Annotated in this window: 20 protein-coding genes and 1 tRNA gene; 12 read left to right on the top strand and 9 right to left on the bottom strand. The window is 54.3% G+C overall.

The window, feature by feature from the left end:
* Window positions 1–10: 10 nt before the first annotated feature.
* The gene (locus ACTIDN_RS02560; RefSeq protein ID WP_441375883.1) at window positions 11–1147 is read left to right on the top strand and encodes an MFS transporter; all 1137 of its coding nucleotides are present in this window, start codon (window positions 11–13) and stop codon (window positions 1145–1147) included.
* A 28-nt stretch (window positions 1148–1175) separates the two neighbouring features.
* On the opposite strand, the gene ACTIDN_RS02555 is transcribed toward ACTIDN_RS02560, so the two are convergent.
* The 3 genes from ACTIDN_RS02555 to ACTIDN_RS02545 form a co-directional block, all read right to left on the bottom strand.
* Window positions 1176–1772, bottom strand: a complete 597-nt coding sequence (locus ACTIDN_RS02555; RefSeq protein ID WP_441375882.1) for a GNAT family N-acetyltransferase — start codon at window positions 1770–1772, stop codon at window positions 1176–1178.
* A gap of 94 nt (window positions 1773–1866) precedes the next feature.
* Window positions 1867–2754, bottom strand: a complete 888-nt coding sequence (gene rpoH / locus ACTIDN_RS02550) for an RNA polymerase sigma factor RpoH (protein ID WP_048838445.1) — start codon at window positions 2752–2754, stop codon at window positions 1867–1869.
* Between the two features lie 343 nt (window positions 2755–3097).
* On the bottom strand, window positions 3098–4453 hold the full coding sequence (locus ACTIDN_RS02545; protein WP_441375881.1) for an amino acid permease: 1356 nt from the start codon (window positions 4451–4453) through the stop codon (window positions 3098–3100).
* 269 nt (window positions 4454–4722) lie between these two features.
* On the opposite strand from ACTIDN_RS02545, the gene ACTIDN_RS02540 reads away from it, so the two are divergent.
* The gene (locus ACTIDN_RS02540) at window positions 4723–5265 is read left to right on the top strand and encodes a cupin domain-containing protein (protein WP_415509062.1); all 543 of its coding nucleotides are present in this window, start codon (window positions 4723–4725) and stop codon (window positions 5263–5265) included.
* Window positions 5266–5359: 94 nt separating this feature from the next.
* On the opposite strand, the gene glnA is transcribed toward ACTIDN_RS02540, so the two are convergent.
* Together glnA and ACTIDN_RS02530 are read right to left on the bottom strand one after the other, a co-directional pair.
* Window positions 5360–6805, bottom strand: a complete 1446-nt coding sequence (gene glnA, locus ACTIDN_RS02535; protein WP_048838443.1) for a type I glutamate--ammonia ligase — start codon at window positions 6803–6805, stop codon at window positions 5360–5362.
* Between the two features lie 125 nt (window positions 6806–6930).
* On the bottom strand, window positions 6931–7269 hold the full coding sequence (locus ACTIDN_RS02530) for a P-II family nitrogen regulator (protein ID WP_043551886.1): 339 nt from the start codon (window positions 7267–7269) through the stop codon (window positions 6931–6933).
* Between the two features lie 236 nt (window positions 7270–7505).
* On the opposite strand from ACTIDN_RS02530, the gene ACTIDN_RS02525 reads away from it, so the two are divergent.
* The 4 genes from ACTIDN_RS02525 to ACTIDN_RS02510 all read left to right on the top strand — a co-directional run bounded on the left by ACTIDN_RS02525 (window position 7506) and on the right by ACTIDN_RS02510 (window position 13328).
* Window positions 7506–8678 carry an aminotransferase gene (locus ACTIDN_RS02525; protein WP_441375880.1) on the top strand — a complete coding sequence of 391 codons (1173 nt, stop codon included), beginning with the start codon at window positions 7506–7508 and terminating at the stop codon, window positions 8676–8678.
* A 74-nt stretch (window positions 8679–8752) separates the two neighbouring features.
* A tRNA-His gene (locus ACTIDN_RS02520) sits at window positions 8753–8828 on the top strand.
* A gap of 525 nt (window positions 8829–9353) precedes the next feature.
* Window positions 9354–11762 (top strand): glucose/quinate/shikimate family membrane-bound PQQ-dependent dehydrogenase, encoded by a 2409-nt coding sequence (locus tag ACTIDN_RS02515; RefSeq protein WP_441375879.1) that lies wholly within the window; start codon window positions 9354–9356, stop codon window positions 11760–11762.
* Window positions 11763–12041: 279 nt separating this feature from the next.
* Window positions 12042–13328 (top strand): DEAD/DEAH box helicase, encoded by a 1287-nt coding sequence (locus ACTIDN_RS02510; protein WP_441375878.1) that lies wholly within the window; start codon window positions 12042–12044, stop codon window positions 13326–13328.
* A 325-nt stretch (window positions 13329–13653) separates the two neighbouring features.
* Here ACTIDN_RS02510 and ACTIDN_RS02505 read toward each other — a convergent pair whose 3' ends face one another.
* Window positions 13654–14136 (bottom strand): Lrp/AsnC family transcriptional regulator, encoded by a 483-nt coding sequence (locus ACTIDN_RS02505; protein WP_441375877.1) that lies wholly within the window; start codon window positions 14134–14136, stop codon window positions 13654–13656.
* Window positions 14137–14228: 92 nt separating this feature from the next.
* On the opposite strand from ACTIDN_RS02505, the gene ACTIDN_RS02500 reads away from it, so the two are divergent.
* Both ACTIDN_RS02500 and ACTIDN_RS02495 read left to right on the top strand, forming a co-directional pair.
* A complete protein-coding gene (locus ACTIDN_RS02500) occupies window positions 14229–15221 on the top strand; it encodes a DMT family transporter (protein WP_441375876.1) in 993 nt (330 codons plus the stop codon).
* The gene (locus ACTIDN_RS02495; protein WP_441375875.1) at window positions 15218–15556 is read left to right on the top strand and encodes a tRNA-binding protein; all 339 of its coding nucleotides are present in this window, start codon (window positions 15218–15220) and stop codon (window positions 15554–15556) included. The genes ACTIDN_RS02500 and ACTIDN_RS02495 overlap by 4 nt, the downstream gene beginning before the upstream one ends.
* A 20-nt stretch (window positions 15557–15576) precedes the next feature.
* Here the strand turns inward: ACTIDN_RS02495 and ACTIDN_RS02490 are convergent, their stop codons facing one another.
* On the bottom strand, window positions 15577–16557 hold the full coding sequence (locus ACTIDN_RS02490) for an RluA family pseudouridine synthase (RefSeq protein WP_441375942.1): 981 nt from the start codon (window positions 16555–16557) through the stop codon (window positions 15577–15579).
* A 214-nt stretch (window positions 16558–16771) separates the two neighbouring features.
* Here ACTIDN_RS02490 and ACTIDN_RS02485 point away from each other — a divergent pair, with 214 nt between their 5' ends.
* Window positions 16772–17857, top strand: a complete 1086-nt coding sequence (locus ACTIDN_RS02485; RefSeq protein WP_441375874.1) for a FecCD family ABC transporter permease — start codon at window positions 16772–16774, stop codon at window positions 17855–17857.
* A gap of 1 nt (window position 17858) precedes the next feature.
* Window positions 17859–18656: an ABC transporter ATP-binding protein gene (locus ACTIDN_RS02480; RefSeq protein WP_441375873.1), complete on the top strand. Its 798-nt coding sequence runs from the start codon at window positions 17859–17861 to the stop codon at window positions 18654–18656.
* A gap of 9 nt (window positions 18657–18665) precedes the next feature.
* Here the strand turns inward: ACTIDN_RS02480 and ACTIDN_RS02475 are convergent, their stop codons facing one another.
* The gene (locus ACTIDN_RS02475; RefSeq protein ID WP_441375872.1) at window positions 18666–20141 is read right to left on the bottom strand and encodes a protein adenylyltransferase SelO; all 1476 of its coding nucleotides are present in this window, start codon (window positions 20139–20141) and stop codon (window positions 18666–18668) included.
* A gap of 294 nt (window positions 20142–20435) precedes the next feature.
* Here ACTIDN_RS02475 and ACTIDN_RS02470 point away from each other — a divergent pair, with 294 nt between their 5' ends.
* Window positions 20436–21530, top strand: coding sequence for a branched-chain amino acid aminotransferase (locus tag ACTIDN_RS02470; protein ID WP_415507272.1), 1095 nt, complete (start codon window positions 20436–20438; stop codon window positions 21528–21530).
* A gap of 86 nt (window positions 21531–21616) precedes the next feature.
* Here ACTIDN_RS02470 and ACTIDN_RS02465 read toward each other — a convergent pair whose 3' ends face one another.
* Window positions 21617–22450 (bottom strand): acid phosphatase, encoded by an 834-nt coding sequence (locus tag ACTIDN_RS02465; protein ID WP_441375871.1) that lies wholly within the window; start codon window positions 22448–22450, stop codon window positions 21617–21619.
* Between the two features lie 219 nt (window positions 22451–22669).
* On the opposite strand from ACTIDN_RS02465, the gene ACTIDN_RS02460 reads away from it, so the two are divergent.
* Window positions 22670–23116 (top strand): PadR family transcriptional regulator, encoded by a 447-nt coding sequence (locus ACTIDN_RS02460; protein WP_441375870.1) that lies wholly within the window; start codon window positions 22670–22672, stop codon window positions 23114–23116.
* Window positions 23117–23248: the final 132 nt, after the last annotated feature.

The raw sequence follows: 23248 nt of genomic DNA, 5'->3' as shown, positions 1-23248 counted from the left end.
GCACTGGAACATGCCCGTTACACCCCGCGCAGCCTGCCTTGCAACCCGACTGGCTTTTTTATTAGGGGGTTTTGGGCTTGCCTGCTGGGCACCTTTGGTCCCTTTCGCTCAGGAGCGCCTGCATACAGACGCAGGAGCCATTGGGTCTTTGCTGCTATGTTTGGGAACCGGATCTGTTCTAGCCATGCTGGGCACAGGGGCCCTGAACAGTAGATTTGGCAGCAAGCCTCTTATTGTTACCGGCGCTCTAGGCCTGGCCATTACCCTACCGGGTCTTGCTGTAGCCCCTACAGCGCTGTTTTTAGCGGTCGTTCTCTTATTTTTTGGGGCCAGCCTGGGCGTGTTAGATGTTGCCATGAACATTCAGGGCACCGAAGTAGAACGCTTGGCCAAACGCCCTCTGATGGCTGGGTTTCATGCCCTTTTCAGCATTGGAGGGTTTGCTGGCGCGGCCTTCATGACCTTCCTGCTGTCTTGCCATCTCCCGCCCTTTCACAGCACGATTATCTGCTCAGCCTTGATGCTGATTGTCCTGATTTATGCTTTTCCGCACTTTATCAGCACCAAGCAGGGAGAGGGTGAGCCGCTCTTTGCCATGCCGCGTGGTATTGTGCTGCTGCTCTCCCTGTTGGCCGCCATCGCATTTTTGGCAGAGGGCGCCATGCTGGATTGGGGGGCGCTCCTGATTACCAGTGCGGGACTGTTACCGGTTGCCAAGGGCGGCATGGGCTATATGCTGTTTTCTGTTGCCATGACTGTATGCAGACTATTGGGTGACAGAGTAACCGCCCGCTTGGGGGCTGCCACCATACTGAGCGGGGGCGCTGTTCTGGCCATTGCTGGCATAGCCTGCCTTCTGCTTTCACCCTTTAAAGCACTGGCTTTATCTGGCTTTGTTTTTATTGGGCTGGGCATTGCCAATATCGCCCCCATTCTCTTTCGTAGGGCAGCAGAACAAACCGTCATGCCTGCCGGGCTTGCAGTTTCAGCCCTCACCACCATTGGGTATACCGGTGTGTTGCTTGGCCCGGCTGGCATTGGTTTTGCTGCAAGCCTTATAACCTTAAAAGGTGCGTTCTGGTTGCTGGCAGGCCTGCTGTGCTGTGTCCCTCTTTGCGCCCGCCGCGTCGCGTACGCAAAGGCCTAAATACTCAACCACTATATGTGCACGGACTTCAGTCGCGGCGCAGACCATGCTGCAAGTGCATTTTTACCGCAGGCCACTCCGTAGCAATAATGCTGTACACGCATGTGTCGCGCAAAGAGCCATCAGCCATACGCAGGTGGTTACGCAAAATACCGTCCAGCTTTGCCCCCAGCCGCTCAATCGCTTTACGGCTGCGCTGGTTCAGGAAATGGGTTCTCAATTCAACAACATTGCACCCCATGGTTTCAAACGCATGGGTCAGCAACAAAGTCTTGGCCTCTGTGTTCAACCCGGTCCGTTGCGCACTGGCTGCATACCATGTGGAGCCTATTTCCACCCGCGGCACGCTGCGCTCTATGTTCATGTAGCTTGTCATACCCACTACACGGTTGTCCGCTGTGTTAATGACCGTATAGGGCAACATGCTTCCTGCATCCTGCAACGCCAACCGGCGGTCGATCTCTACCTGCATTTGCTCAGGCCGTGGTACTGTGGTGCACCATACAGTCCATAACTGGCCATCCTGCACGGCCTCAGCCAACGCGGCACAATGAGTATGCTGGAGGGGCTCAAGGCGCACGGTTGCACCACTCAGAGTGGGCGGCGCGGCAGGAATTTTGGACATATCACTCTCATATCAAACAAAAAAGGAAGGCGAAGCCCTCCCTTTTTATCACGCTCTGCAATGCGGCCTCATGTCCAGCCGCAAGCAGATTGCGTTATTTACCAAGCACTTCGTTGCGCCGTGCATCAACCTCTTTCTTCATAGCCGCCTGCACCTTCTCAAAAGCCCGCACTTCAATCTGGCGTACACGCTCACGGGAAATACCGTATTCGTGTGCCAAATCTTCTAATGTGGACGGCTCATCCATGAGACGGCGTTGCGTGAAGATATGTTTTTCACGCTCGTTCAGCGTATCCAACGCCGAGGTAAGCAGAGCTTTACGACCCGAAAGCTCTTCGTTCTCAGCGTAAACTTCTTCCTGATTATGCTGGTCATCAACCAGACGGTCCTGCCACTCACTGCTTTCATCAGTGCGCATGGGCGCATTCAGGCTGTGGTCTGGTGCCGCCATACGGCGGTTCATGTTCACCACATCCTGCTCTGGCACGCCCAGAGTTGTGGCAATTTTGTTCACCTGTTCCGGTTGCAAATCGCCATCCTCAATAGCCTGCATCTGCCCTTTCAGGCGGCGCAGGTTAAAGAACAGTTTTTTCTGGGCTGCGGTCGTACCCATTTTAACCAGAGACCAACTGTGCAGAATGTATTCCTGAATAGCAGCGCGGATCCACCACATGGCATAGGTTGCCAGACGGAAGCCTTTATCGGGGTCAAAGCGGCGAACGGCCTGCATCATCCCCACATTGCCTTCGCTAATCAGTTCATTCACCGGCAAGCCGTAGCCACGGTAGCCCATGGCAATTTTTGCCACCAGACGCAGATGAGATGTCACGAGTTTATGGGCAGCCTGAACATCACCTTTGTCTTTCCACAAATGGGAAAGACGCAGTTCTTCCTCCGGTGTCAGGAGCGGGTATTTGCGAATGTCCTGAAGATACCTTGACAGATTATTTTCAGGACCAACATTGATAACAGAAGACACCATAGGTCAGCACTCCTCTGAACTGAAAAGCTCCCTGCCTTGCACCAGACGTTGCGCTAGGTGGTGCAGTGCTGAAAAAGAGGCAAGCTCCAGCCAAAAGTGGTAGGACTTACGCTCTCCTCCTCCACCCCCCTTCTGGGCAGCGCGGGGGAGGAAGCGTCCAATCATGATGGCCTGTTTAAGAGCGCACCAGTTTGGTAAGGCAGGGTGCGCCTGAATCTCTATGCTGTCAAGAAAGTCAGGCTTTGTGCGGCTCTAACGCAAGCAGTCCTGCAAGAGTTCCCGCATTTTCTAAACTTCCTGACAAACAACCAGATGATTGCTTCATGGCACAGGCACGAGTCTCTCAGTTCTGCTGCTGAGGCATAGGGCCTCCCCTGAGGCGCACCCAACCCCCAAATGCCATACAGCACAGTGCTGCCACCCCTATGCCGAGCTGATACCGGGTTTCAGCAACGCTCATCATGGCAGCAAAGGCAGTAGCCAGCAGTCCTAGCGCCAGCCAGCCCTTCCAGGCTTGCGCTGTGCATAACCGAATACGGCTACAGACAATCAACGTATTATAGAACATCACGAACGTGCCAACGATCGATACGAGAAAGGCAAAAATGAGGTGCGGCGAAAATGCCGCGCACCCGGATACCAGCAAAGCAGCCATAGCACTGGCCAGAATTGCCCTTCTTGGCACACCAGCCCTACCGCTTACCGTGCAGAAAAAACGCGGCATGTCACCGCGCTGCGCCATCTCAAACACCACGCGCGATGTGGCATAAACCCCGGAGTTCAGGGTGGAGAGTGTGGCGGAAAGAATAACCAGCCCCATTGCGGTAGCCGCATAAGGAACATGAAACCGGTTCAGCACTGCCAGAAAGGGTGAAACCCCCTGCTCCTGATCCGACCACGGCATGAGGCAGAGAATGAGTATGATGGAGGTCAGGTAAAATACCAGCAGACGGACAGCCACCGTGCGGGTCACACGGGCAATATTTCGGTCTGGCTCATCCGTTTCCAGCGCTGCAATTGTCGCGACCTCACTGCCGGTCATGGAAAACAGGGCCGTAGGAATGGCAGCCATAAACGCCAACAAACCTTGTGGCAGAAAACCTCCATGCCCAAACAGGTTCTCCTGCACAGGCACAGTGTGCGTGCCCAACAGATAAACCGAAATGGCAATAAAGCCGACAATCGCCACAACCTTGATCATGGCAAACCAGTACTCAAACTCCCCGTAGTGACGCACGGAAAGCAAGTTTATTCCGGTCATGAAGGCAAGAATCAGAAACTCAATCGCCGCAAAAGGGAGGGGAATATACGGCGCCATTAAGGATGCCGAGGCAATAACTTCCACCCCCAGTACCGTAATCCAGATCAGCCAATACACCCATCCCGCCACAAAACCGGGCAATGCCCCAAGGGCATAGGTAATCTGGCTGATAAAAGACCCATGGCCCGGTGCAGCACGGGCAATATCGCGCAGGGAGATATTGACCAGAAACATCATGGCCCCGGCAATCAGGTACGATAGGATTACACTTGGCCCGGCAGTCAGTATTGCCCCGGAAGACCCCACAAACAACCCAGCACCTATGACCCCTCCTAACGAGATCATGCTGACATGACGCGTCTTCAAACCTTTTTTAGGTTCCTGCTGGTCATGCACAGCCATGGCGCTGCTGTTATGAGAGGAGTGATTGTGCGTCATGACCCGCGCCTTTTGCGTGCATATCGTTCCGGCTCAGCGCTGCCAGGCAAAACCGCACCTTTTGTATAAACAGGCAAGGTTTTGGTGCATCATTGAGATAAGCCGAACATTCAAGAGGTTATAAGGCGCAAAATCAACCCACCCCTAGCAAGCCGCCTGCATCCTGCTTCTCCACGTGGGCCAGAATTCACATTTGGCTTAATAGCATTATTGGTTATATCATTACGGTAGGAGAATATAAAGTTAGCGTACCAAGGGGCCAGCACATCATGGATGTAGGGAGCACACTCTATGCATTACGCACTCAACGCGGTTTTTCTCAAAGAGAACTGGCGCGACGCTGTGGCGTGGCAAATGGCACAATCTCTCTGATTGAGGCAAACGCCATTAACCCCTCGGTCGGTCTGCTGCGCCAGATTGTTGATGCGCTGCCCATGAGTTTGTCTGACTTCTTCGCATTTGAACAAAGTGAGGAGCGCAAACTCTTCTATCGTGCACAAGACCTGAGCGAAATTGGCACCAACGGCATCTCATACCGCCAGATTGGGAGTAGCCTGCACGGCCGCGCCCTTCAGATCCTGAATGAAGTCTATCAACCCCAGACAGACACAGGCCCGGAACCCCTCCAGCATGAGGGAGAAGAGGGCGGCGTTGTTGTCAGTGGTGAGATAGAAGTGACGGTAGGGGAACACACTACCATTCTCGGGCCCGGAGACGCATTTTACTTTGACAGCTCTCGCCCCCATCGTTTCCGCAATGTTGGGTCACAGCCCTGCCATCTTGTCACAGCGGCAACACCGCCCTCCTTCTAAGCCACCCTGCCACTCCCCCTCCCGAACATAGGCCAAAAAAAACGCGGCCCTCAGAGAGAGCCGCGCCTTTTGTCTATTCTTCCTGACGGAAGGATTAGACTGAGTAGTACATTTCAAACTCAACCGGGTGTGGCGTGTGTTCAAAGCGATACACGTCTTCCCACTTGATGTTGATGTAACTTTCAATCTGGTCTTTGGTGAACACGCCACCAGCCAGCAGGAACTCGTGGTCAGCCTGAAGGGCTTCCAGAGCTTCACGCAGGGAGCCTGCAACGGTTGGGATCTGCTTCAGTTCTTCCGGAGGCAGGTCGTACAGATCTTTATCCATGGCATCGCCAGGGTGGATCTTGTTCTTGATACCGTCCAGACCAGCCATCAGCATGGCAGAGAATGCCAGGTAAGGGTTAGCTGTTGGGTCCGGGAAGCGAACTTCAACGCGCTTTGCCTTAGGGTTGGTTGCATATGGAATACGGCAGGAAGCAGAGCGGTTGCGGGCAGAGTAAGCCAGCAGCACAGGTGCTTCAAAACCCGGAATCAGGCGTTTGTAGGAGTTGGTAGACGGGTTGGTAAAGGCATTCAGAGCCTTTGCATGCTTAATGATACCGCCGATGTAATACAGTGCGGAATCAGACAGGTCAGCATAGCCGTTCCCAGCAAACGTAGGCTTGCCGTCTTTCCAGATGGACTGGTGAACATGCATACCTGAGCCGTTATCGCCATAAATTGGCTTTGGCATGAAGGTTGCTGTCTTGCCGTAAGACTGTGCCACGTTGTGAATACAGTATTTGTAGATCTGCATGAAGTCAGCAGAGCGCACCAGCGTGTCGAACTTTGTACCCAGTTCGTGCTGAGACTGTGCAACTTCGTGGTGGTGCTTTTCAATCGGCAGGCCCATTTCGCCCATGGTTGCCAGCATTTCTGCACGCAGGTCAGATTCGCTATCAACAGGCGCAACCGGGAAGTAACCACCCTTAACACCAGGGCGGTGGCCCATGTTGCCTTCTGGGTAGTCCTTCATAGACGCACCAGGGCCTTCAATGCTGTCAAGCTGGTAGGTGCCAAAGTTGGGGCCTGTACCAAAGCGGACGTTATCGAAGATGAAGAATTCAGCTTCTGGACCAAAGAATGCTGTGTCACCCAGACCGGAGGACTTCAGATACTGCTCAGCCAGCTTGGCGGTAGAGCGCGGGTCACGGTTGTAAGGCTGACCGGTTGAAGGCTCGATAATATCGCAGAACAGGATGAGCTGCGGACGAGCAGAGAACGGGTCCATGACGGCTGTTTCAGGATCAGGCAGCAGCACCATGTCGCTTTCATTGATGGCTTTCCAGCCAGCAATGGAGGACCCATCGAACATGAAGCCTTCGGTGAAGGTATCTTCTTCAATGGTCGTAATATACTGTGCCGTATGATGCCACTTGCCGCGCGGGTCGGTAAAGCGCAGGTCAACCAGCTCAACCGAATGTTCCTGAATGAGCTCAAAAACCTTGGCAATAGCTGCGGCTTTGGCATCACCCGCAGACGTCGTTTTCTTAACCATTCTCTCTTCACCTACAACCTGTTGCGCACCGGAACGCTTCCGGCACGGCTAGGATTATCAAATGTGCGCCCTGTGGCACGGCTACCCGGCCACACCCAACAGGGCTGACCATGTATGGCAGCACCTCAGATGGCGTCTTCTCCTCTTTCCCCCGTGCGGATTCGGACCACGTCCTCCACCGGGAGAATAAAGATCTTTCCGTCTCCGATTCGTCCCGTGCGGGCTGCGGCCGATATGGCCTCAACCGCCCGTTCAACCAGATTGGCCGGACAGACAACCTCAATTTTCATTTTGGGCAGGAAATCAACAATATATTCCGCGCCACGATACAGTTCCGTGTGCCCCTTCTGCCGCCCGAAGCCTTTTGCCTCGATTACGGTAATCCCTTGCAGGCCGAGTTCGTGAAGGGCTTCCTTCACCTCGTCCAACTTGAAGGGCTTTATGATGGCCTCGATCTTTCTCATGTCACATCATCAATATATTACTGCTGCACCCTGTTTGAGGGGTCCGTCTTTTGTGCAGCCATGCCCTTGAGGCATGAGTACCCAAGCCGAACCCCCACAAACTTGCACGGGTTGGCCGCATGAGCAATCGGGCATATGCGAAATAGTATCGATAAAGCACTGACCCAGTATCCTGACGCATGGATTTTGGCTGTTTTTGCTGGCACTCTCCACGCCGCCAGAAAAGGAGGCCTGACATGACAAAACCGCTCAATCGCCTGTTGGAGGCGCAGCCCACCACTATTTTTACTGTCATGTCCGCTCTGGCGCGCCAGTATGATGCCGTAAATCTTGGGCAGGGCTTTCCGGATACGGAAGGGCCACAAGACATGGTGCGCGTTGCGGCAGATGCACTTCTGGATGGGCAAAATCAGTATGCCCCCCTCACCGGACTACCAGAATTGCGTCAGGCTGTGGCCGACTCCAATGCACGCTTTCAGGGCCTGACCATCAACCCCGATTCTGAAGTGATCGTCACTTCTGGTGCCACAGAAGCCCTTGCCATCTCTCTCATGGCGCTCATTGAACCAGGAGATGAAGTCGTCCTGATTGAACCGCTATATGACACCTATCTGCCAATGGTGCGTCAGCTTGGCGGTATTCCCAAACTGGTACGGCTGGAGCACCCGGACTGGACACTCCCGCGAGATGCTCTGGCCAACGCATTTTCAGCCCGCACCAAGGCCATCTTGCTGAACACCCCCATGAACCCAACCGGCAAGGTTTTTACGCAGGAAGAACTGACTTTCATTGCCGACTTACTGAAACAGTACGATGCCTACGCCGTATGTGATGAAGTTTATGAACATCTGACCTTTGGCGCGCCCCACATCTCTCTTATGGCGCTCCCAGATATGCGGGAGCGCTGCATACGCATTGGCAGCGCGGGCAAAAGCTTTTCCCTGACGGGATGGAAAGTCGGGTACGTAACGGCACCGGCACCACTGGCGACTGTCATTGCTAAGGCCCATCAGAACCTTGTGTTTGCCACTGCCCCTAACCTGCAACGTGCCATAGCCTATGGCTTACACAAGGACACACATTATTTTCAGGGGCTGGCCGCTGATCTTGCGCATAAACGTACCATTTTATCTGACGGCTTGCGCAGCGTAGGGCTGGAGGTTCTGCCTTGTCACGGCAGCTACTTCGTCATGGCTGACATCACCCCCCTTGCAAAAGGGGAGGACGACGTAGCCTTTGCACAACGCCTGACACGGGAGGCTGGCGTTACAACCATTCCGGCATCTGCCTTTTATGATGCCAGCAATGGCGCTCCCCCAACCCATTTGCTGCGCTTTGCCTTTTGTAAACAGGAAGCCATCCTGCAAGAGGCCATCAGTCGGATCCGGGCATGGCGCGAACGCACCTGAAAAAAATCACTTCATCCGGCAAACTATGGATTGACGGATGAAGTGCGCTTTCTTATATGACCCCTAGCTGTGTGGCGGACGTAGCTCAGTTGGTAGAGCGCCGGTTTGTGGTACCGGTTGTCGCGGGTTCGATCCCCGTCGTTCGCCCCAGCCATTCACCCCCCTAAAAATTTGCAATATTTTTAGCTAGCGTGTTTTTGCTTGCTTATTATTTGGTTACCATTCGTACAATCAGAACACATGAGACATACATCAAATATGTAACCTCTAAAGTCGTTTGTGCTTTTCCTCTGGAAACCCAAAACCACTTAGTCTCAAATGGCCAAGTATATTAGCAAAAAACAGAGTAACCTGATGGCTACTTTTCTTAAGCCACCCTACTATTCATAAATACACCTCAAACAGATAACCCAATGGTATATGCTTTGGGTGAGCTTCCAATCTCACTGAGTTACATTTAACGAAGGGCCATGCATCATAAGTATTTAAAATAGCACACCCTAAATAATATAATTTTTATGGATTATAGGATATAAAAATACAATTCCAACGCTTGCATTTATTGTTTTTTCATACTCACTTCATATTTATACACAAATATATTTATTCTTTCATTTTTTTTATAAAATAGCGTATGCTTGTCGTACATTCCTTATAACATTGATGGTTATCTGCATGACAACATCACCTCCCCGCTCCGGGTTGCCTGTGACCCTGACCGTTATTCTCTTTCTCTGCCTTGGGCTCTTCCTCACACTGGGTGGTGGATGGTTAGCCGTTTTGGGCGGATCAACTTTCTATCTTTTCAGTGGTGTTGTTCTGCTGGTCACTGCCGTGTTGCTGCTCAAACGGTGGCGTGAGGCACTCTGGCTGTATGCTGCCCTCGTATGTGTCACGCTTCTGTGGTCCGTATGGGAAGCCGGGTTTGATTTCTGGGCACTCGCGCCGCGTGGGGATGTTATTTTACCCTTGGGCCTCTGGTTGCTTCTGCCTTTTGTGTCCCGCCAGCTTCTGCCTGCAAGTGGCCTTAACCGCTTACCTCTTGCGGTAGCTATTGTGGCGGGTCTGGGCGTTTACGGCTATGCGCTGACACAGGACCCACAAGACCAGCCGGGCGCGTTGCCCACAATCGCACAGCAGGGTGGCGCACTAACCCCCGCTGACTCAGCGGAAGCACCAGCCTCTGACTGGCCAGCTTATGGCCGCACGCAGTTTGGGGACCGCTACTCCCCAGTCGCACAAATTACACCAGCCAATGTTAATAAGCTTAAAGTTGCGTGGGTTTTTCAGACACATGACTTGAAAACGCCTAATGACCCCGGCGAATTTACAGATGAAGCAACGCCAATCAAAATACGGGATACGCTTTACCTGTGCTCACCACATCAGATGGTGTTTGCGCTGGATGCCGCAACCGGCAAACAAAAATGGAAGTTTGACCCCAAACTTGCCTACAACCCAAGCTTCCAACACATGACCTGTCGGGGTGTGTCCTACGCTGAGGTGCATGAGGGTGATACCACGACCGATGGTTCCCCCGCGCCGACAGAAGACTGTGCACGCCGCATTTTTCTGCCCACCAATGATGGCCGCCTGATTGCCCTGAATGCTGAAACTGGTGCCGCATGCCCAAGCTTTGGCACCAACGGTACAGTTGATCTGTCTGCCGGCATGCCCATGCGTGAAGCAGGGTTTTATGAACCAACATCTCCGCCGGTTGTCACCAGCAAGGTTGTCATTACATCCGGAGCGGTTACCGATAATTACTCAACGCATGAACCGTCTGGCGTAACCCGCGCCTACGACCTGTACACGGGTCGTCTGGTCTGGGCGTTTGATACGGGTAACCCCAACCCGAACGAACTGCCGTCCGACACACACCATTACGTAGCCAACTCCCCAAATTCTTGGATTACGTCGTCCTATGACGCCAAACTAAACCTGATTTACATTCCTACAGGGGTTGCAACGCCAGATATCTGGGGTGGCCACCGTTCTGAAGATCAGGAACGCTATGCCTCTGGCATTCTGGCGTTGAACGCTGATACAGGTGAAAAAGTATGGTTCTACCAGACCGTGCATCATGATCTGTGGGACATGGATATTCCTTCACAGCCCAGCTTGGTTAATATCCGCCAGAAAGACGGCACCTTTATTCCGGCCCTGTATGCACCTGCAAAAACCGGCAACATCTTTGTGCTCGACCGCCGGAACGGGCATCTGATTGTCCCTGCACCAGAAACACCAGTGCCACAGGGCGCTGCACCGGGTGATCACGTTGCCGCAACGCAGCCTTACTCGGCCTTAACGTTCCGGCCCAAGAAAAACCTGACCGATGCGGACATGTGGGGCGGCACCATGCTGGACCAGATGGTGTGCCGTATCATGTTCAAAAAATTGCGTTATGATGGGCCGTTTACACCACCATCCCTACAGGGCACGCTGGTTTTCCCCGGCAATCTTGGCATGTTTGAATGGGGCGGCCTTGCAGTTGACCCTGTACGTCAGGTGGCGTTTGCGAACCCCATTGCCATTCCGTTCGTTTCCACTCTTATTCCTCGCGGGCCAAAAAATCCGGCACAGCCAGATCCTAACGCAGGCCCATCAGGATCAGAAAGCGGTGTGCAACCCCAATATGGCACCCCTTATGGGGTGGACCTGCACGCATTTCTGTCCCCTCTGGGGGTTCCGTGCAAACAGCCGGGTTGGGGCTATGTTGCGGGGATTGACCTGAAAACAAACACCATTAAATGGATGCACCGCAACGGCACTGTGCGCGACAGCTCTCCTCTGCCCCTCCCCTTCAAGGTGGGTATTCCCTCCTTGGGTGGGCCGCTTACTACTGCGGGCGGTGTAGCCTTCCTGACATCCACAGCGGATTACTATATACGCGCTTATGACGTAACGACCGGCAAGCAGCTTTGGCAGGACCGCCTACCAGCAGGGGGCCAGTCCACCCCCATGAGCTACGAGGCCAATGGCCGCCAGTTTGTTGTTACGGTGGACGGCGGTCACGGCTCCTTTGGCACTAAACTGGGCGACTACATTGTTGCCTATGCTCTGCCGGAAACGGCACAGCATTAAACTAACGCGCTAGATTTTTCATAAATCTGCCGGAGGCACCCGTGGTGCCTCCCCCCCAATCTGGCGAGCAGGATGTTTTTCTTTTGCTCGCCAGAAACGTCTTTTCCTGAAAACCAAGGCCTTTTTACGCTTACCGTTGACAGCTTCAGGCAGGCTGCCGGGCTACAGCTGCTTTGCGCGTTGACGCCTGTTAGCATCACACGTAAAACGCCGCTTCCTGTAAAAAAGCCAAGCCCTACCAGGCGCAGCCTTATAAAGCGCCGGAGGCGCTGCTTGACCATGTCCATTACCTTTGCTGATCTTTCTCTGGCCCCGCCTCTGCTGCAGGCTCTGGCAGAAGAAGGCTACACACACCCCACGCCTATTCAGGCGCAGTCCATTCCCTTCCTGCTGGAAGGCCGGGATCTGCTGGGTATGGCCCAGACGGGCACCGGAAAAAGTGCGGCCTTTTCACTCCCCCTCCTGCATCGCCTGTCCGTAAACCGCCGCCCAGCCCCCAAAGGCGGAGCACGTGCGCTCATACTGGCTCCTACGCGTGAACTGGTCTCGCAGATTGCCGACGGGCTGGAAAAATTTGGTCGGCACCTGAACTTCAGTGTCACAAGCATTTTCGGTGGTGTAAGCCAGTTCCATCAGATTAATGCCTTGGCTACCGGGGTGGATTTTATTGTGGCAACACCGGGCCGGTTGCTGGACTTGGTGACACAGTGTCTTTGTGATCTGTCTCAGCTCGAAGCTCTCGTGCTGGATGAGGCCGACCAGATGCTGGATATGGGGTTTGCTAAGCCCATAGAACGTATTGTCGCCATGTTGCCTGAAGACCGGCACACGCTGCTTTTTTCCGCCACCATGCCAAAATCTATCACAGCCTTGGCTGAAAGCATGTTGCGTAACCCGGCAAAAGTGGAAATTGCGCCGCCCTCAACCACTGTGGACCGCATTGAGCAGTCAGTCATGTTTTTGAATGCTGCGAACAAAAAAGCAGCGCTTCTGGCGCAATTACAAAACCCTGAGATTGGTCAGGCTGTTGTTTTTGCCTTGCAGAAAAACATTGCTAACGAGGTCTGCTCCTTTTTGACAGAAGCTGGCATTACGGCAGAAGCCCTGCATGGCAACAAATCACAAGGCCAGCGCGAACGGGCGCTAGAAGCCTTCCGTGCAGGAACGGTGCAGGTTTTGGTTGCAACTGATATTGCTGCACGCGGCATAGATGTTGATACGGTAACGCATGTTTTCAACCACGACCTTCCACATCAGCCTGAAAGCTATGTGCACCGTATTGGGCGCACAGGCCGCGCAGGCCGTAGCGGTTTTGCCGTAACCCTGTGCGATGCTGAGCAGCGGGCATGGCTGCACGCCGTAGAGCGTGAAATTGGCCGCACCTTAACCGTGGATGATGAGCACGAATGGCATTGCGAGCAGGCACGCCACTCCACCCTGCCCGCTCCTGTGCTCGGAGGTGGCCCGGTTAAGCAGCCCAAACCACCACAACAAAAACGCGAGCGCAAAGTCTGGACGGAAGAAGAAAAACGCGCTGCTCGTGAAGCCGCTCTGGCAAAAGCCTGATCTTGCCTGCCAGCCTTCTTTTAGAACCCAGAGAAGGCTGGCACCCTGACTACAGAAGAGGTTTCAAACATTCTGACAGGCAAGAGTAAAAATACACGCGGCCCCTCGTCAGCAAGCATTCACCGGCAAAAAATATATAACAGCAGGAACAGGTTAAGTTCTTTTAGAGTTATGAGCCTCTACTCGTTACGGGGCTACACCCCTGTTGAGCCAGCCTTGTTCTTTACTGCATCAAAAATTACGGTCGCTTTTTAGCCCTACTGTTTTTCTAGAAAACACCATCTCAAAAAATAATAGTCCAGAGCAGCACAAGTAGGACAGTTTGTTACGGAATAGTTATCGTGCTCCCCGTTTTTACACGATCGAGCGCAATAAGAGACCGATAGCTTTCAACAGACTCATTCGTTGCAAAAAGCCGCCGCGTTATATCTTCGTAAGTCATCACATCCTGTGTCACAATAACCAGTAAAAAACTGGTGCCACCCGTCACATAATAACATTGTTGAACTTCCGGCGCGGCACGAAACAAGGCTTTGGCATTATCAACCGTCTCCAGCCGCTCATCTTTCATTGTAATTTCAACAATAGCTGTAATGCTCATGTTTACTGCATGAACATCCACCTCAGCGCTATTGGCGACAATAATGCCTGCCTTTTCCATACTGGCAATGCGCCGCTGTACTGCCGCTGCCGACAGATGAACATGGTCCGCAATTTGTCTTTGCGGCATACGGTTGTCGCGCTGCACCAGTCGCAAAATAGCTTTATCAAATTCGTCCAGAGGTCGGGAGGGCGGTGTTTTTTTCATAGAACGAGTTTTTGTTGCATTTTGCCATGCAATCAAGAGCGCAAAACTCACTTTACCGATGATATGTCTCAACAGGTAAGGAGAATCTTAGTATGGCCACAGACCACTCCGCCCCTCACACCGGAACGCCTCACAATATTCCTTTAGGTTTCCTCTGCGGTGCCGGAGCAGGTGCCCTGTGGGGATTGGTGTTTCTGGCCCCGGAATTTGTGCATGACTTTACCGCACTCCAACTCGCGGTCGGGCGTTATCTGGTCTATGGCGTGCTCTCCAGCATCCTGATCATACCGCGCTGGCCAGATCTCAAAAGACATCTTCACCAACAGGATTGGTTAGCTCTTTTCTGGCTCTCGCTTTTTGGGAACACGCTCTTTTTCATCTTCCTTTCTCAAGCCATTCTTTTGGGGGGAGTAGCACTCACGGCTCTCATCATTGGTTTCTTACCGGTTGCCGTCACTCTTATTGGAAGCCGTGAGAAAGAAGCGCTGTCGCTCAAGGCACTCGCACCGTCCCTTTTCTTTTGTCTGGCCGGAGCCATCAGCATTGGGTGGCAAGCTCTCACCGCGCCCAGCTCCCCACAGCAGTCTCCCCTTGCCATTTTCTATGCCGTAGCCGCTCTCGCCTCGTGGACTATTTATACAGTGGGCAATAGTCGCCGCATCAAGCAGTTACGCGGCATTTCGCTGCACAACTGGAACCTTCTGATGGGCCTTGCCACAGGCGCACAGGCGATGGCTCTGGTGCCGTTTGCTTTTATGTGGGGGCAGCCCGGTCATACCACCCCACAATGGGAAACTTTTGTGGCTGTTTCTGCTGCTGTCGCCATCATCGCATCTTTTGGTGGAAATGCCTTATGGTACCAAATGAGCCGTCTGCTGCCCTTAACCATGACGGGACAAATGATCCTATTTGAAACGCTTTTTGCCCTTATCTATGGTTTCTTATGGGATTGGCGTTTACCGCATTCCTCTGAATTAGCTGCTTTCTTCTTTCTGGTTCTCAGTGTGCTGACATGCCTGTCAGCTCATCGGCCAAAAAACGTTCATCGCCATGCCACCTCCAGCCAACAGAGCGCCGAAATATGACCCCAATCACTTTTGATGATTTTCTGAAAACAGATATTCGTGTAGGCAGCATTGTTGATGTGCAGCCTTTCCCGGAGGCTCGCAAGCCTGCATGGAAGCTCACCATTGACCTCGGCCCCGATATTGGGCTCAAGCGGTCCAGCGCTCAGATTACAGCCCTTTACACATCACAAGATCTTCTGGGCAGACAGGTGGCGTGTGTTGTCAACCTAGGTCCACGACAAATCGGGCCTTTCATTTCTGAAGTTCTGACCTTGGGTTTTCCTGATGTGGAAGGAAATGTGGTGCTGGTTATGCCAGAGCGGCCGGTACCAAATGGAGCCCGTCTGTTCTAACGTACAGCTCCTGCCCCTTTCTACCGGTTTCCGCCAGCCAATGCGCTGACAAGCTCCTGCATATCCTCTGGCATCGGCGCTTCAAACACCAAAACCTCCCCTGTCCGTGGGTGGGTAAAGCCCAAACGGGTGGCATGAAGTGCCTGCCGGGGGAAATCCAGCGCGGCGGCCCGTGCATCTGGTGAGAGACCCTTGGCCGCAGCCGGAATACGGCGCAAATAGACAGGGTCTCCAATCAACGGGTGTCCATTGGCTGAAAAATGCACACGGATCTGATGTGTGCGCCCTGTTGCAAGTTTGCAGGTGACAAGAGCAGCGCCCATCTCAAACGCTTGCAGGGTCCGATAATGGGTTAAGGCCCATTTACCATTATGGGTGACTATAGCCATCCGTTTGCGGTCCCGCTTATCCCGGCCAATATCGCCTTCGTAATCCCCTTCCGCAGGGTTGGGGCACCCCCAGCATACGGCAAGATACGCCCGGTCTATCCGGCGGGCTGCAAAATCATCGGACAGCGCCAGATGGGCTTTTTCCGTTTTGGCAGCCACCATCAGGCCTGATGTGTCTTTGTCCAGCCGGTGCACGATACCCGGCCTGCGCTCACCACCAATACCTTTAAGGCTGCTACCACAATGAGCAATGAGACCGTTGACCAGAGTCCCGGTCTCGTTTCCCGGAGCAGGATGCACAACCAGACCGGCAGGCTTGTTCAGCACAATCAGGTCATCATCTTCATAAAACACGTCAAACGCCACGTTTTCCCCCTCCGGCACAGCAGGCGTTGCGGGAGGGATATGCAGCACATAATGCTGGCCTGTTTTTACAAGCTCGGCGGGTTCGGTCACGGTTTTTGTGCCGCAGGTCAGGTGGCCGTCTTCTATCAAGCTTTTGACACGGGACCGTGACAGGTCGCCAGATCGGGCTGCCAGAAAACGGTCTACCCGCTCTCCTGCCTGCTCTGGCTGGACATCAAAAAACAATGTCACCCCGGAAGCTGGCAAACCCTGAGTCTGGTCATGCGGTACGCTGGGGTGTGTCACGTCTGGTCCTGCCTTTTGTCAATCGCGCGTCTTTGGGCACAAAGCCTGCTCGGTTGGTAGCAGTCAAGTTGTACACGGGCTTATTTCCACCCTGCATACAGAGTGTGCTACCCAGATGGGAAGTTAAGAACGCGTACCAGCCTTCAGGGCGGGTCCACACACAAATGGATCATCCATGCCGCATCAGCCTGCTTCCGGTCCTGCGTCTGAGACCCTGCCCACATCAAACGCTATCCGGGCGGCCTATAGCACAACAGTAAGAAAACGTGTGCAACGCCTTAGCATTTTGGTCTGCGCTATTGCTCTTTCCTGCCTGGCAGATTTTGCTATTGGCCCTGCCGGGCTTTCCCCTGCAACCCTTTTCCATATTCTGCTTCACCCCGATGCAGTTCCTGTAACCCAACGGATTATTGTGTGGGATATACGGCTGCCTTATTCGCTCATGGCGGTTTGTGTGGGCGCAGCCTTGGGTCTTGCCGGGGCGGAAATGCAGACCATTCTGGCAAACCCTTTAGCTAGCCCCTTCACGTTGGGGATCTCCGCAGCATCGGCTTTTGGTGCCTCTCTCGTGCTTGTGCTCGGGCTAACTGTCAGCGGCATTCCGGAAAGCGGCATGGTGGCACTGTGTGCGTTCGCCTTTGCCCTTGCCTCCGTCCTACTTCTGGATGGCGTAAGCAGGCGGCGGCAAGCCACGACTGGCACTGTCGTGTTGTTTGGTATTGCGCTGGTGTTCAGCTTTCAGGCTCTTGTCTCGCTCATGCAGTTCATGGCGACAGAAGATGCCTTGCAGCAGCTTGTCTTCTGGACATTAGGCAGCCTTGTCCGGGCTTCTTGGCCAAAAGTAGCCTTACTGGCGAGTGTTGGTTCTGTGGTCAGCGTGTTTTCTTTCCGAGCCGCTTGGAGCCTGACAACCCTGCGCATGGGGGAAGAACGGGCAGCAAGTCTGGGGGTCGATGTTCAGCGTGTGCGCCGTGCCGCGCTGTTACGCATTAGCCTTCTCTCCGCTCTGGCAGTAGCTTTTGTGGGTGTTATTGGGTTTGTCGGGCTGGTTGCCCCCCATATTGCCCGCCGCCTGTTGGGGGAAGACCACCGTTTCTACCTTCCCGGCAGTATGGCGGCTGGCGCGCTTATTCTTTCCCTGTCCGCTGTGGCGGCGCGCATACTGGTGCCCGGTGTTGTTGTACCAACCGGTATTGTAACGTCTCTTGTCGGTATTCCGTTTTTTCTTGCCATTGTCCTGCGGCGGGAAGGAAATACCTGACATGGTACTGCCCCCTGACACACATAGCCTCCTAGCCCAGCATGTAACCGTCCGTTTTGGCCGTCATACCGTTTTGCAGGATGTGACGGCTGGGCCGTTCCTGCCCGGAAAAATCTGCGCACTTCTGGGGCCCAATGGCAGCGGCAAATCTACCCTCATGCGCGCCATGGCCGGGCTGCTCCCCTGCTCCGCAACAGTTACGTTAGGGCAAGACGCGCTCTCTGCCCTCCCCTTGGCGCAGCGTACACAACGCTGCCTGTATTTACCGCAGGCTTTGCCTGCCCCTGTGGATTTACCTGTGCTGGAAGCCCTGATTGCCGCACGCCATACCGGGCGGCTGCACCCCAGCCACACACAGGAAGACGATATTGACTCTGCCTTACACTGGCTTGAAAAATTCACAATCCGGGATCTGGCCCTTAAAAACATGAGCGCCCTGTCTGGTGGCCAACGGCAACTGGTGGGGCTGGCGCAAGCTCTAAGCCGCCAGCCAGACGCCCTGTTACTGGACGAACCCCTCAGCGCGCTTGATCTACACCATCAGTTTGCCGTCATGGCCTTACTTAGGCGCGAGACGAGAGCCCATCACCTCATTACCGTTCTGGTATTGCATGACCTGAACGCCGCCCTGAATATGACAGACCATGTCGTGGTATTGCACAATGGTGTTGTCAAAGCTTCAGGCGCACCAACCAGCGTATTAACCCCCGCTTTACTGCGAGAGGTCTATCGGGTGCATGCCCGCATAGAACAGGGTGCTGATGGCCGCCATTTTGTCAGTGTTGACGGCATAGCCTGACCCTCTTCTTCACGTACCGCAGAACGTATGCCGGACCTGCTGGTGTGGTTGTGCGGGTTGTGCATAGTGCTCACGCCCCGGCTGGTCGTCATAGGGGTGGGCCGTAACAGCTAACAGAGCTTCAAACGCGCTGTAATCGTCCTGCGTGATGGCCTGCACAATCATTTCCTCTACCAGATGGTTGCGCGGAATATAGAGTGGGTTGACCTGCTGCATTGTCTTGGCCCGCGTCTGTGCATTCTGGTCCGGCTCCTGTGCCAGACGCTGGTGCCACGTAGGCAACCAGTCTGAGAGCATTTGAAGGGGTGTCCCCTCCTGCGGCACGTTTTCAGGATCTATTGCGTCCTGATGGCTCAGGCTGCGGAATGTCTGGGTAAAGTCCAGTTTATGCGCCTGCATTCCCTCCAAAAGCCCACGAATGAGGGATGCGTCCTCCGCCTGCTCTGTACTCAGGCCAAGTTTGGCCCGCAGGCCTTTCAGATAGAGGGCCTGAAATTCAGGCTCAAACCGTGCCAATGCCTCCTGTGCACGTTCGACGGCTTTATCCTCATCTTCCGCCAACAGGGGCAGCATGGCCTCGGCCAGACGCGTCAGATTCCACAGAGCCATGGTCGGCTGGCGCGCGTAGGCGTAACGGCCTTTTTCATCAATAAAGCTGAAAACCGTGGCAGGATCATACTGCTCCATGAAGGCACAGGGGCCGTAATCCAGCGTTTCGCCTGAAACCGCCATATTGTCCGTATTCATGACACCATGAACAAACCCAAGATGCATCCAGCGGGCTATAAGCGCGGCCTGTGCAGCAATAATACACTCAAGCAACGCACCATAAGGTGCATCCGCCTGAGCCGCCTGCGGGTAATGCCGCTGTATGGCGTAATCTGCCAGCAGTTTAAGGCCTGCGTGATCTTGCCGGGCAGCAAAAAACTGGAATGTCCCAACCCGGATATGGCTTGACGCCACACGTGTTATCACGGCACCGGGCAAAGCTGTTTCACGGTAAACAGTCTCCCCTGTCCGCACAGCGGCAAGGGCCCGCGTGGTCGGCACACCCAGAGCCGCCATGGCTTCACTCAGCACATATTCGCGCAAAACCGGGCCAAGGGCTGCGCGGCCATCCCCCCTGCGAGAGAAGGCTGTACGACCTGACCCTTTAAGCTGGATTTCCCGCACCATACCGCTTGCGTCGGTCACATCCCCCAGCAAAAGCGCACGCCCATCGCCCAACTGAGGCACAAACTGGCCAAACTGATGCCCTGCATAGGCTAGCGCCACGGGTGTAACCCCTGCAGGCATAAGTTGCCCCGCCAGCATGGCGACACCCTCTGGGCTTGCAAGCCATGCTGCATCCAACCCTAAAGACTGCGCCAGCCGCGTGTTCAACGCGATAAGCCGAGGGGCCGCTGCTACAGGTGCGGGTGTTACCGGGGCGTAAAAACGCTCTGGCAGGTCGGTATACATCTGATTAAGGGAAAAGTCTGTCATGGAATATGGTCCCGCTTGAGCAAACAGTCCCGTGCTGCCGGGATGCAAAACATGTGCATCCTAACGCTGCTGAGGCACAGAAGAAACTCACAAACCCTTACGCCTCCGTACACAGGGCGCACAACATGGCCTACCCGGCCATAACGCAGCACTGTGGCTCTGGCCCTGCCTGAGTGAACATGATACGGTCCCGGCCCCATAGAAGGGCGCGGCCTGCCGCGCTTTTTCAACGGTGCAAAACGCCTAAACCCGGACATAGGTCCAGCCACCAAGGCCCCGGAGACGCCACACGTTATGAGCACGACGAGAGAGACAGCCTTTAAAATCACCCCCAAGACCGATGCCATTTCTGCCGCTGAACGCGCAGCTCTGCTGGCAAACCCCGGTTTTGGTCGCGTCTTTTCGGATCATATGGCCGTCGTGACCTACACTGAAGGCAAAGGCTGGCACACGCCTGAAATTATGCCACGCCAGCCCCTTATGCTGGACCCTGCGGCCTCTGTCCTGCACTACGCGCAGGAAATTTTTGAAGGCATGAAGGCTTACCGCGCCCCCAATGGGGATGCGCTGCTGTTCCGCCCGGAAGCCAATGCACGGCGCTTTCGCAAATCTGCCGAACGTATGGCGATGGCCCAGTTGCCTGAAGAACTGTTTCTGGATGCAGTCAACCAGCTTGTAAAACTGGATGCCGGCTGGATCCCTGACCCGGAAGTAGGCACTCTGTATCTGCGCCCCTTCATGATCGCGACAGAAACGGCTTTAGGCGTCAAACCCTCTGCCGAATACAAGTTCATTGTCATTGCCTGTGCTGCCGGTGACTATTTCTCCAAAGATGCGGGTCCAGTTACCGTGTGGGTGGAAGAACGGACTGTCCGTGCCTCCCGTGGTGGTACGGGTGAGGCAAAATGCGGTGGCAACTATGCTGCAAGCCTGACAGCCCAGCAGGAAGCCAAAGCCAATGGCTGCCATCAGGTCCTCTTTCTGGATGCCAACGAGCGGAAATGGATTGAGGAAATGGGCGGCATGAATGTCATGGCCGTCATGAAAGATGGCACCCTGAAAACCCCCCCGCTGGGCGGCACGATCCTGCCGGGCATTACCCGTGACTCCCTACTAACGCTCGCACGGGATAAGGGAATGACCGTTAAGGAAGAACCCTACGCCATTGAACAGCTCTATGCTGATGCGGCCTCTGGCCACCTGCGTGAATTGTTTGCCTGCGGCACGGCTGCCGTTGTTACCCCCATTGGCACCTTGAAAAGCGCTGAGGGTGATCATGTTATCAGTGGTCAGACGGGCGAGGTTACGGCTGCTCTGCGCAAAACGCTGTGCGATATTCAGTTCGGCCGGGCGGAAGACCCGCATGGCTGGATGCACCGCGTGGGTTAACGCTTCCCACTTACCTATAGGGAGGAGGTCTTACGCGTCCTCCCCAAAGAACCGCCCCATACTCTGTATTGGGGCGGTTCTTTTGTTTAGAGAGGGGAATGCGCGGCAGCCTCCTGCTCTATGGTGCAAATTTGAGGGTTGGGTTTAGGAGCGGTGGTGCGCAACGCAGCCAGTTCAGCGCGCGCTGCGTCCATATCTGCACGGAACTCAGCATTCCCATGCATGGCCGCAATTTCACCAGCTCCCATAACATACCCTTCCTGCACGTCGCTTGCCCAATGCACGCCACACACAATACGGCTTTCCCCAAAAACACGGCCACGCTGTAAAATAGCGGTGCTACGGTCTGGCAAGAGTTCTGCCAAAATAAGAGCCGTGCTCCAGCCCAGCATGGTGTGACCTGAAGGATAAGCACCGGTTTCAGCAATTTTCTGCCGGCCTTCCTCAGTACAGATCGCGTTGGACGTGCCCACAAAGGGGCGCAGACGGTGCCAATGGTCCTTGCCTTTCCACATATCTCCGGTTTCTGACTGTAAAATTTTGTGCACCAGCGAAACCAGATGCGGGGCCTTGGCGGCATCAATCACAAACCCTGCCGAACAGGAAAAACTGTTGAGCAGAACATGCAGGTGCAAGTCAGCATCCGTTTGGGCCAAAGCCCATCGGGCACTGCCCTTCAGGCTGCGTGTGCTGGCAAAAGCCTTGTCATCTGACTGCTGGCGTACACTTCCGGCTTCTGGAGGCGGTGGGAGATAAACCGTAGGGTCGGGTGCTGTGCCGGGAGCATAATAAGGTGTGGGCTGCTGCTTGGTGGGCGTTGTCTTTTGCACAATGGGACTTTCCGCATGGGCAACCATGCCGCCCACCCCAAGACAGGCCGCACTGGCGACAGACAGACAAAACAGTTTTTTCAAAAACATGGTAATTAATTTACCTCTTGGCTTACGGTCTGCTCCCGTGTGGTCAATTTAACGGCTGCATCCGCCCCGCACCATCTTTGTAAGAAAACTGTAACCAAAACAGCAGAGCGACAAAGCTCCTGCGAATATCTTTAAATAGGTACCTTGCATTGAATGGTTCCGGTGTGTATTCAGTACCTGTTACCAACTTTCATCCAGAGTCGCGCTACGCTACAGCGCATGACAGAACCGGGAACAGCCGTGGAACCCAACCTTGTACAATTCAAGAAAGGCGTGCTGGAGCTGTGTGTGCTGGCGTTGCTGTCACACTCAGATTCCTACGGTTACGACATCGCCAGCCGCTTGTCTGATGCCATAGACATGGGGGAAGGCACCATCTACCCCCTTATGCGCCGAATGCAGAAAGATGGCCTTGTTTCAACATATTTTGTTGAATCTCCTTCAGGACCACCCCGCAAATATTATACTCTCACCCCTAATGGAGAGGTTAGCCTGCAAGCCCAAAAAACAGCATGGATCGGGTTTACAAAAGCCGTCTCCTCCCTGCTGGACATACAGGACAGCGCCGCCACTCCACCCCAACACCAGACAGACCAATCCTCCGCCCCCACAGGTGGCCACAGCCCCCTGACCGTGCATAAACCCATCAGGAAAACGCCCGCATGAGACAGGCTCCCGAAGATAGCAGACTGCTCTTTCTCACCCGCCTTCGGACAGGCCTGAAGGGGCTGCCCCGCACAGTAATTGACGCGGAAATCTCACAGAAGGGTTGTACATCGGGTTAGATTATGAAAAAGT

It is taken from the genome of Acetobacter sp. (assembly GCF_052102375.1).
GTDB lineage: Bacteria > Pseudomonadota > Alphaproteobacteria > Acetobacterales > Acetobacteraceae > Acetobacter.
This window is presented reverse-complemented; position numbering and strand designations above follow the sequence as displayed.

Excerpts from the sequence above, each read along its gene's own strand:
- ACTIDN_RS02560 (WP_441375883.1), top strand. The coding sequence starts at position 11 with ATGCCCGTTACACCCCGCGCAGCCTGCCTTGCAACCCGACTGGCTTTT.
- ACTIDN_RS02555 (WP_441375882.1), bottom strand. The coding sequence starts at position 1,772 with ATGTCCAAAATTCCTGCCGCGCCGCCCACTCTGAGTGGTGCAACCGTG.
- rpoH (WP_048838445.1), bottom strand. The coding sequence starts at position 2,754 with ATGGTGTCTTCTGTTATCAATGTTGGTCCTGAAAATAATCTGTCAAGG.
- ACTIDN_RS02545 (WP_441375881.1), bottom strand. The coding sequence starts at position 4,453 with ATGACGCACAATCACTCCTCTCATAACAGCAGCGCCATGGCTGTGCAT.
- ACTIDN_RS02540 (WP_415509062.1), top strand. The coding sequence starts at position 4,723 with ATGGATGTAGGGAGCACACTCTATGCATTACGCACTCAACGCGGTTTT.
- glnA (WP_048838443.1), bottom strand. The coding sequence starts at position 6,805 with ATGGTTAAGAAAACGACGTCTGCGGGTGATGCCAAAGCCGCAGCTATT.
- ACTIDN_RS02530 (WP_043551886.1), bottom strand. The coding sequence starts at position 7,269 with ATGAGAAAGATCGAGGCCATCATAAAGCCCTTCAAGTTGGACGAGGTG.
- ACTIDN_RS02525 (WP_441375880.1), top strand. The coding sequence starts at position 7,506 with ATGACAAAACCGCTCAATCGCCTGTTGGAGGCGCAGCCCACCACTATT.
- ACTIDN_RS02515 (WP_441375879.1), top strand. The coding sequence starts at position 9,354 with ATGACAACATCACCTCCCCGCTCCGGGTTGCCTGTGACCCTGACCGTT.
- ACTIDN_RS02510 (WP_441375878.1), top strand. The coding sequence starts at position 12,042 with ATGTCCATTACCTTTGCTGATCTTTCTCTGGCCCCGCCTCTGCTGCAG.
- ACTIDN_RS02505 (WP_441375877.1), bottom strand. The coding sequence starts at position 14,136 with ATGAAAAAAACACCGCCCTCCCGACCTCTGGACGAATTTGATAAAGCT.
- ACTIDN_RS02500 (WP_441375876.1), top strand. The coding sequence starts at position 14,229 with ATGGCCACAGACCACTCCGCCCCTCACACCGGAACGCCTCACAATATT.
- ACTIDN_RS02495 (WP_441375875.1), top strand. The coding sequence starts at position 15,218 with ATGACCCCAATCACTTTTGATGATTTTCTGAAAACAGATATTCGTGTA.
- ACTIDN_RS02485 (WP_441375874.1), top strand. The coding sequence starts at position 16,772 with ATGCCGCATCAGCCTGCTTCCGGTCCTGCGTCTGAGACCCTGCCCACA.
- ACTIDN_RS02480 (WP_441375873.1), top strand. The coding sequence starts at position 17,859 with ATGGTACTGCCCCCTGACACACATAGCCTCCTAGCCCAGCATGTAACC.
- ACTIDN_RS02475 (WP_441375872.1), bottom strand. The coding sequence starts at position 20,141 with ATGACAGACTTTTCCCTTAATCAGATGTATACCGACCTGCCAGAGCGT.
- ACTIDN_RS02470 (WP_415507272.1), top strand. The coding sequence starts at position 20,436 with ATGAGCACGACGAGAGAGACAGCCTTTAAAATCACCCCCAAGACCGAT.
- ACTIDN_RS02465 (WP_441375871.1), bottom strand. The coding sequence starts at position 22,450 with ATGTTTTTGAAAAAACTGTTTTGTCTGTCTGTCGCCAGTGCGGCCTGT.
- ACTIDN_RS02460 (WP_441375870.1), top strand. The coding sequence starts at position 22,670 with ATGACAGAACCGGGAACAGCCGTGGAACCCAACCTTGTACAATTCAAG.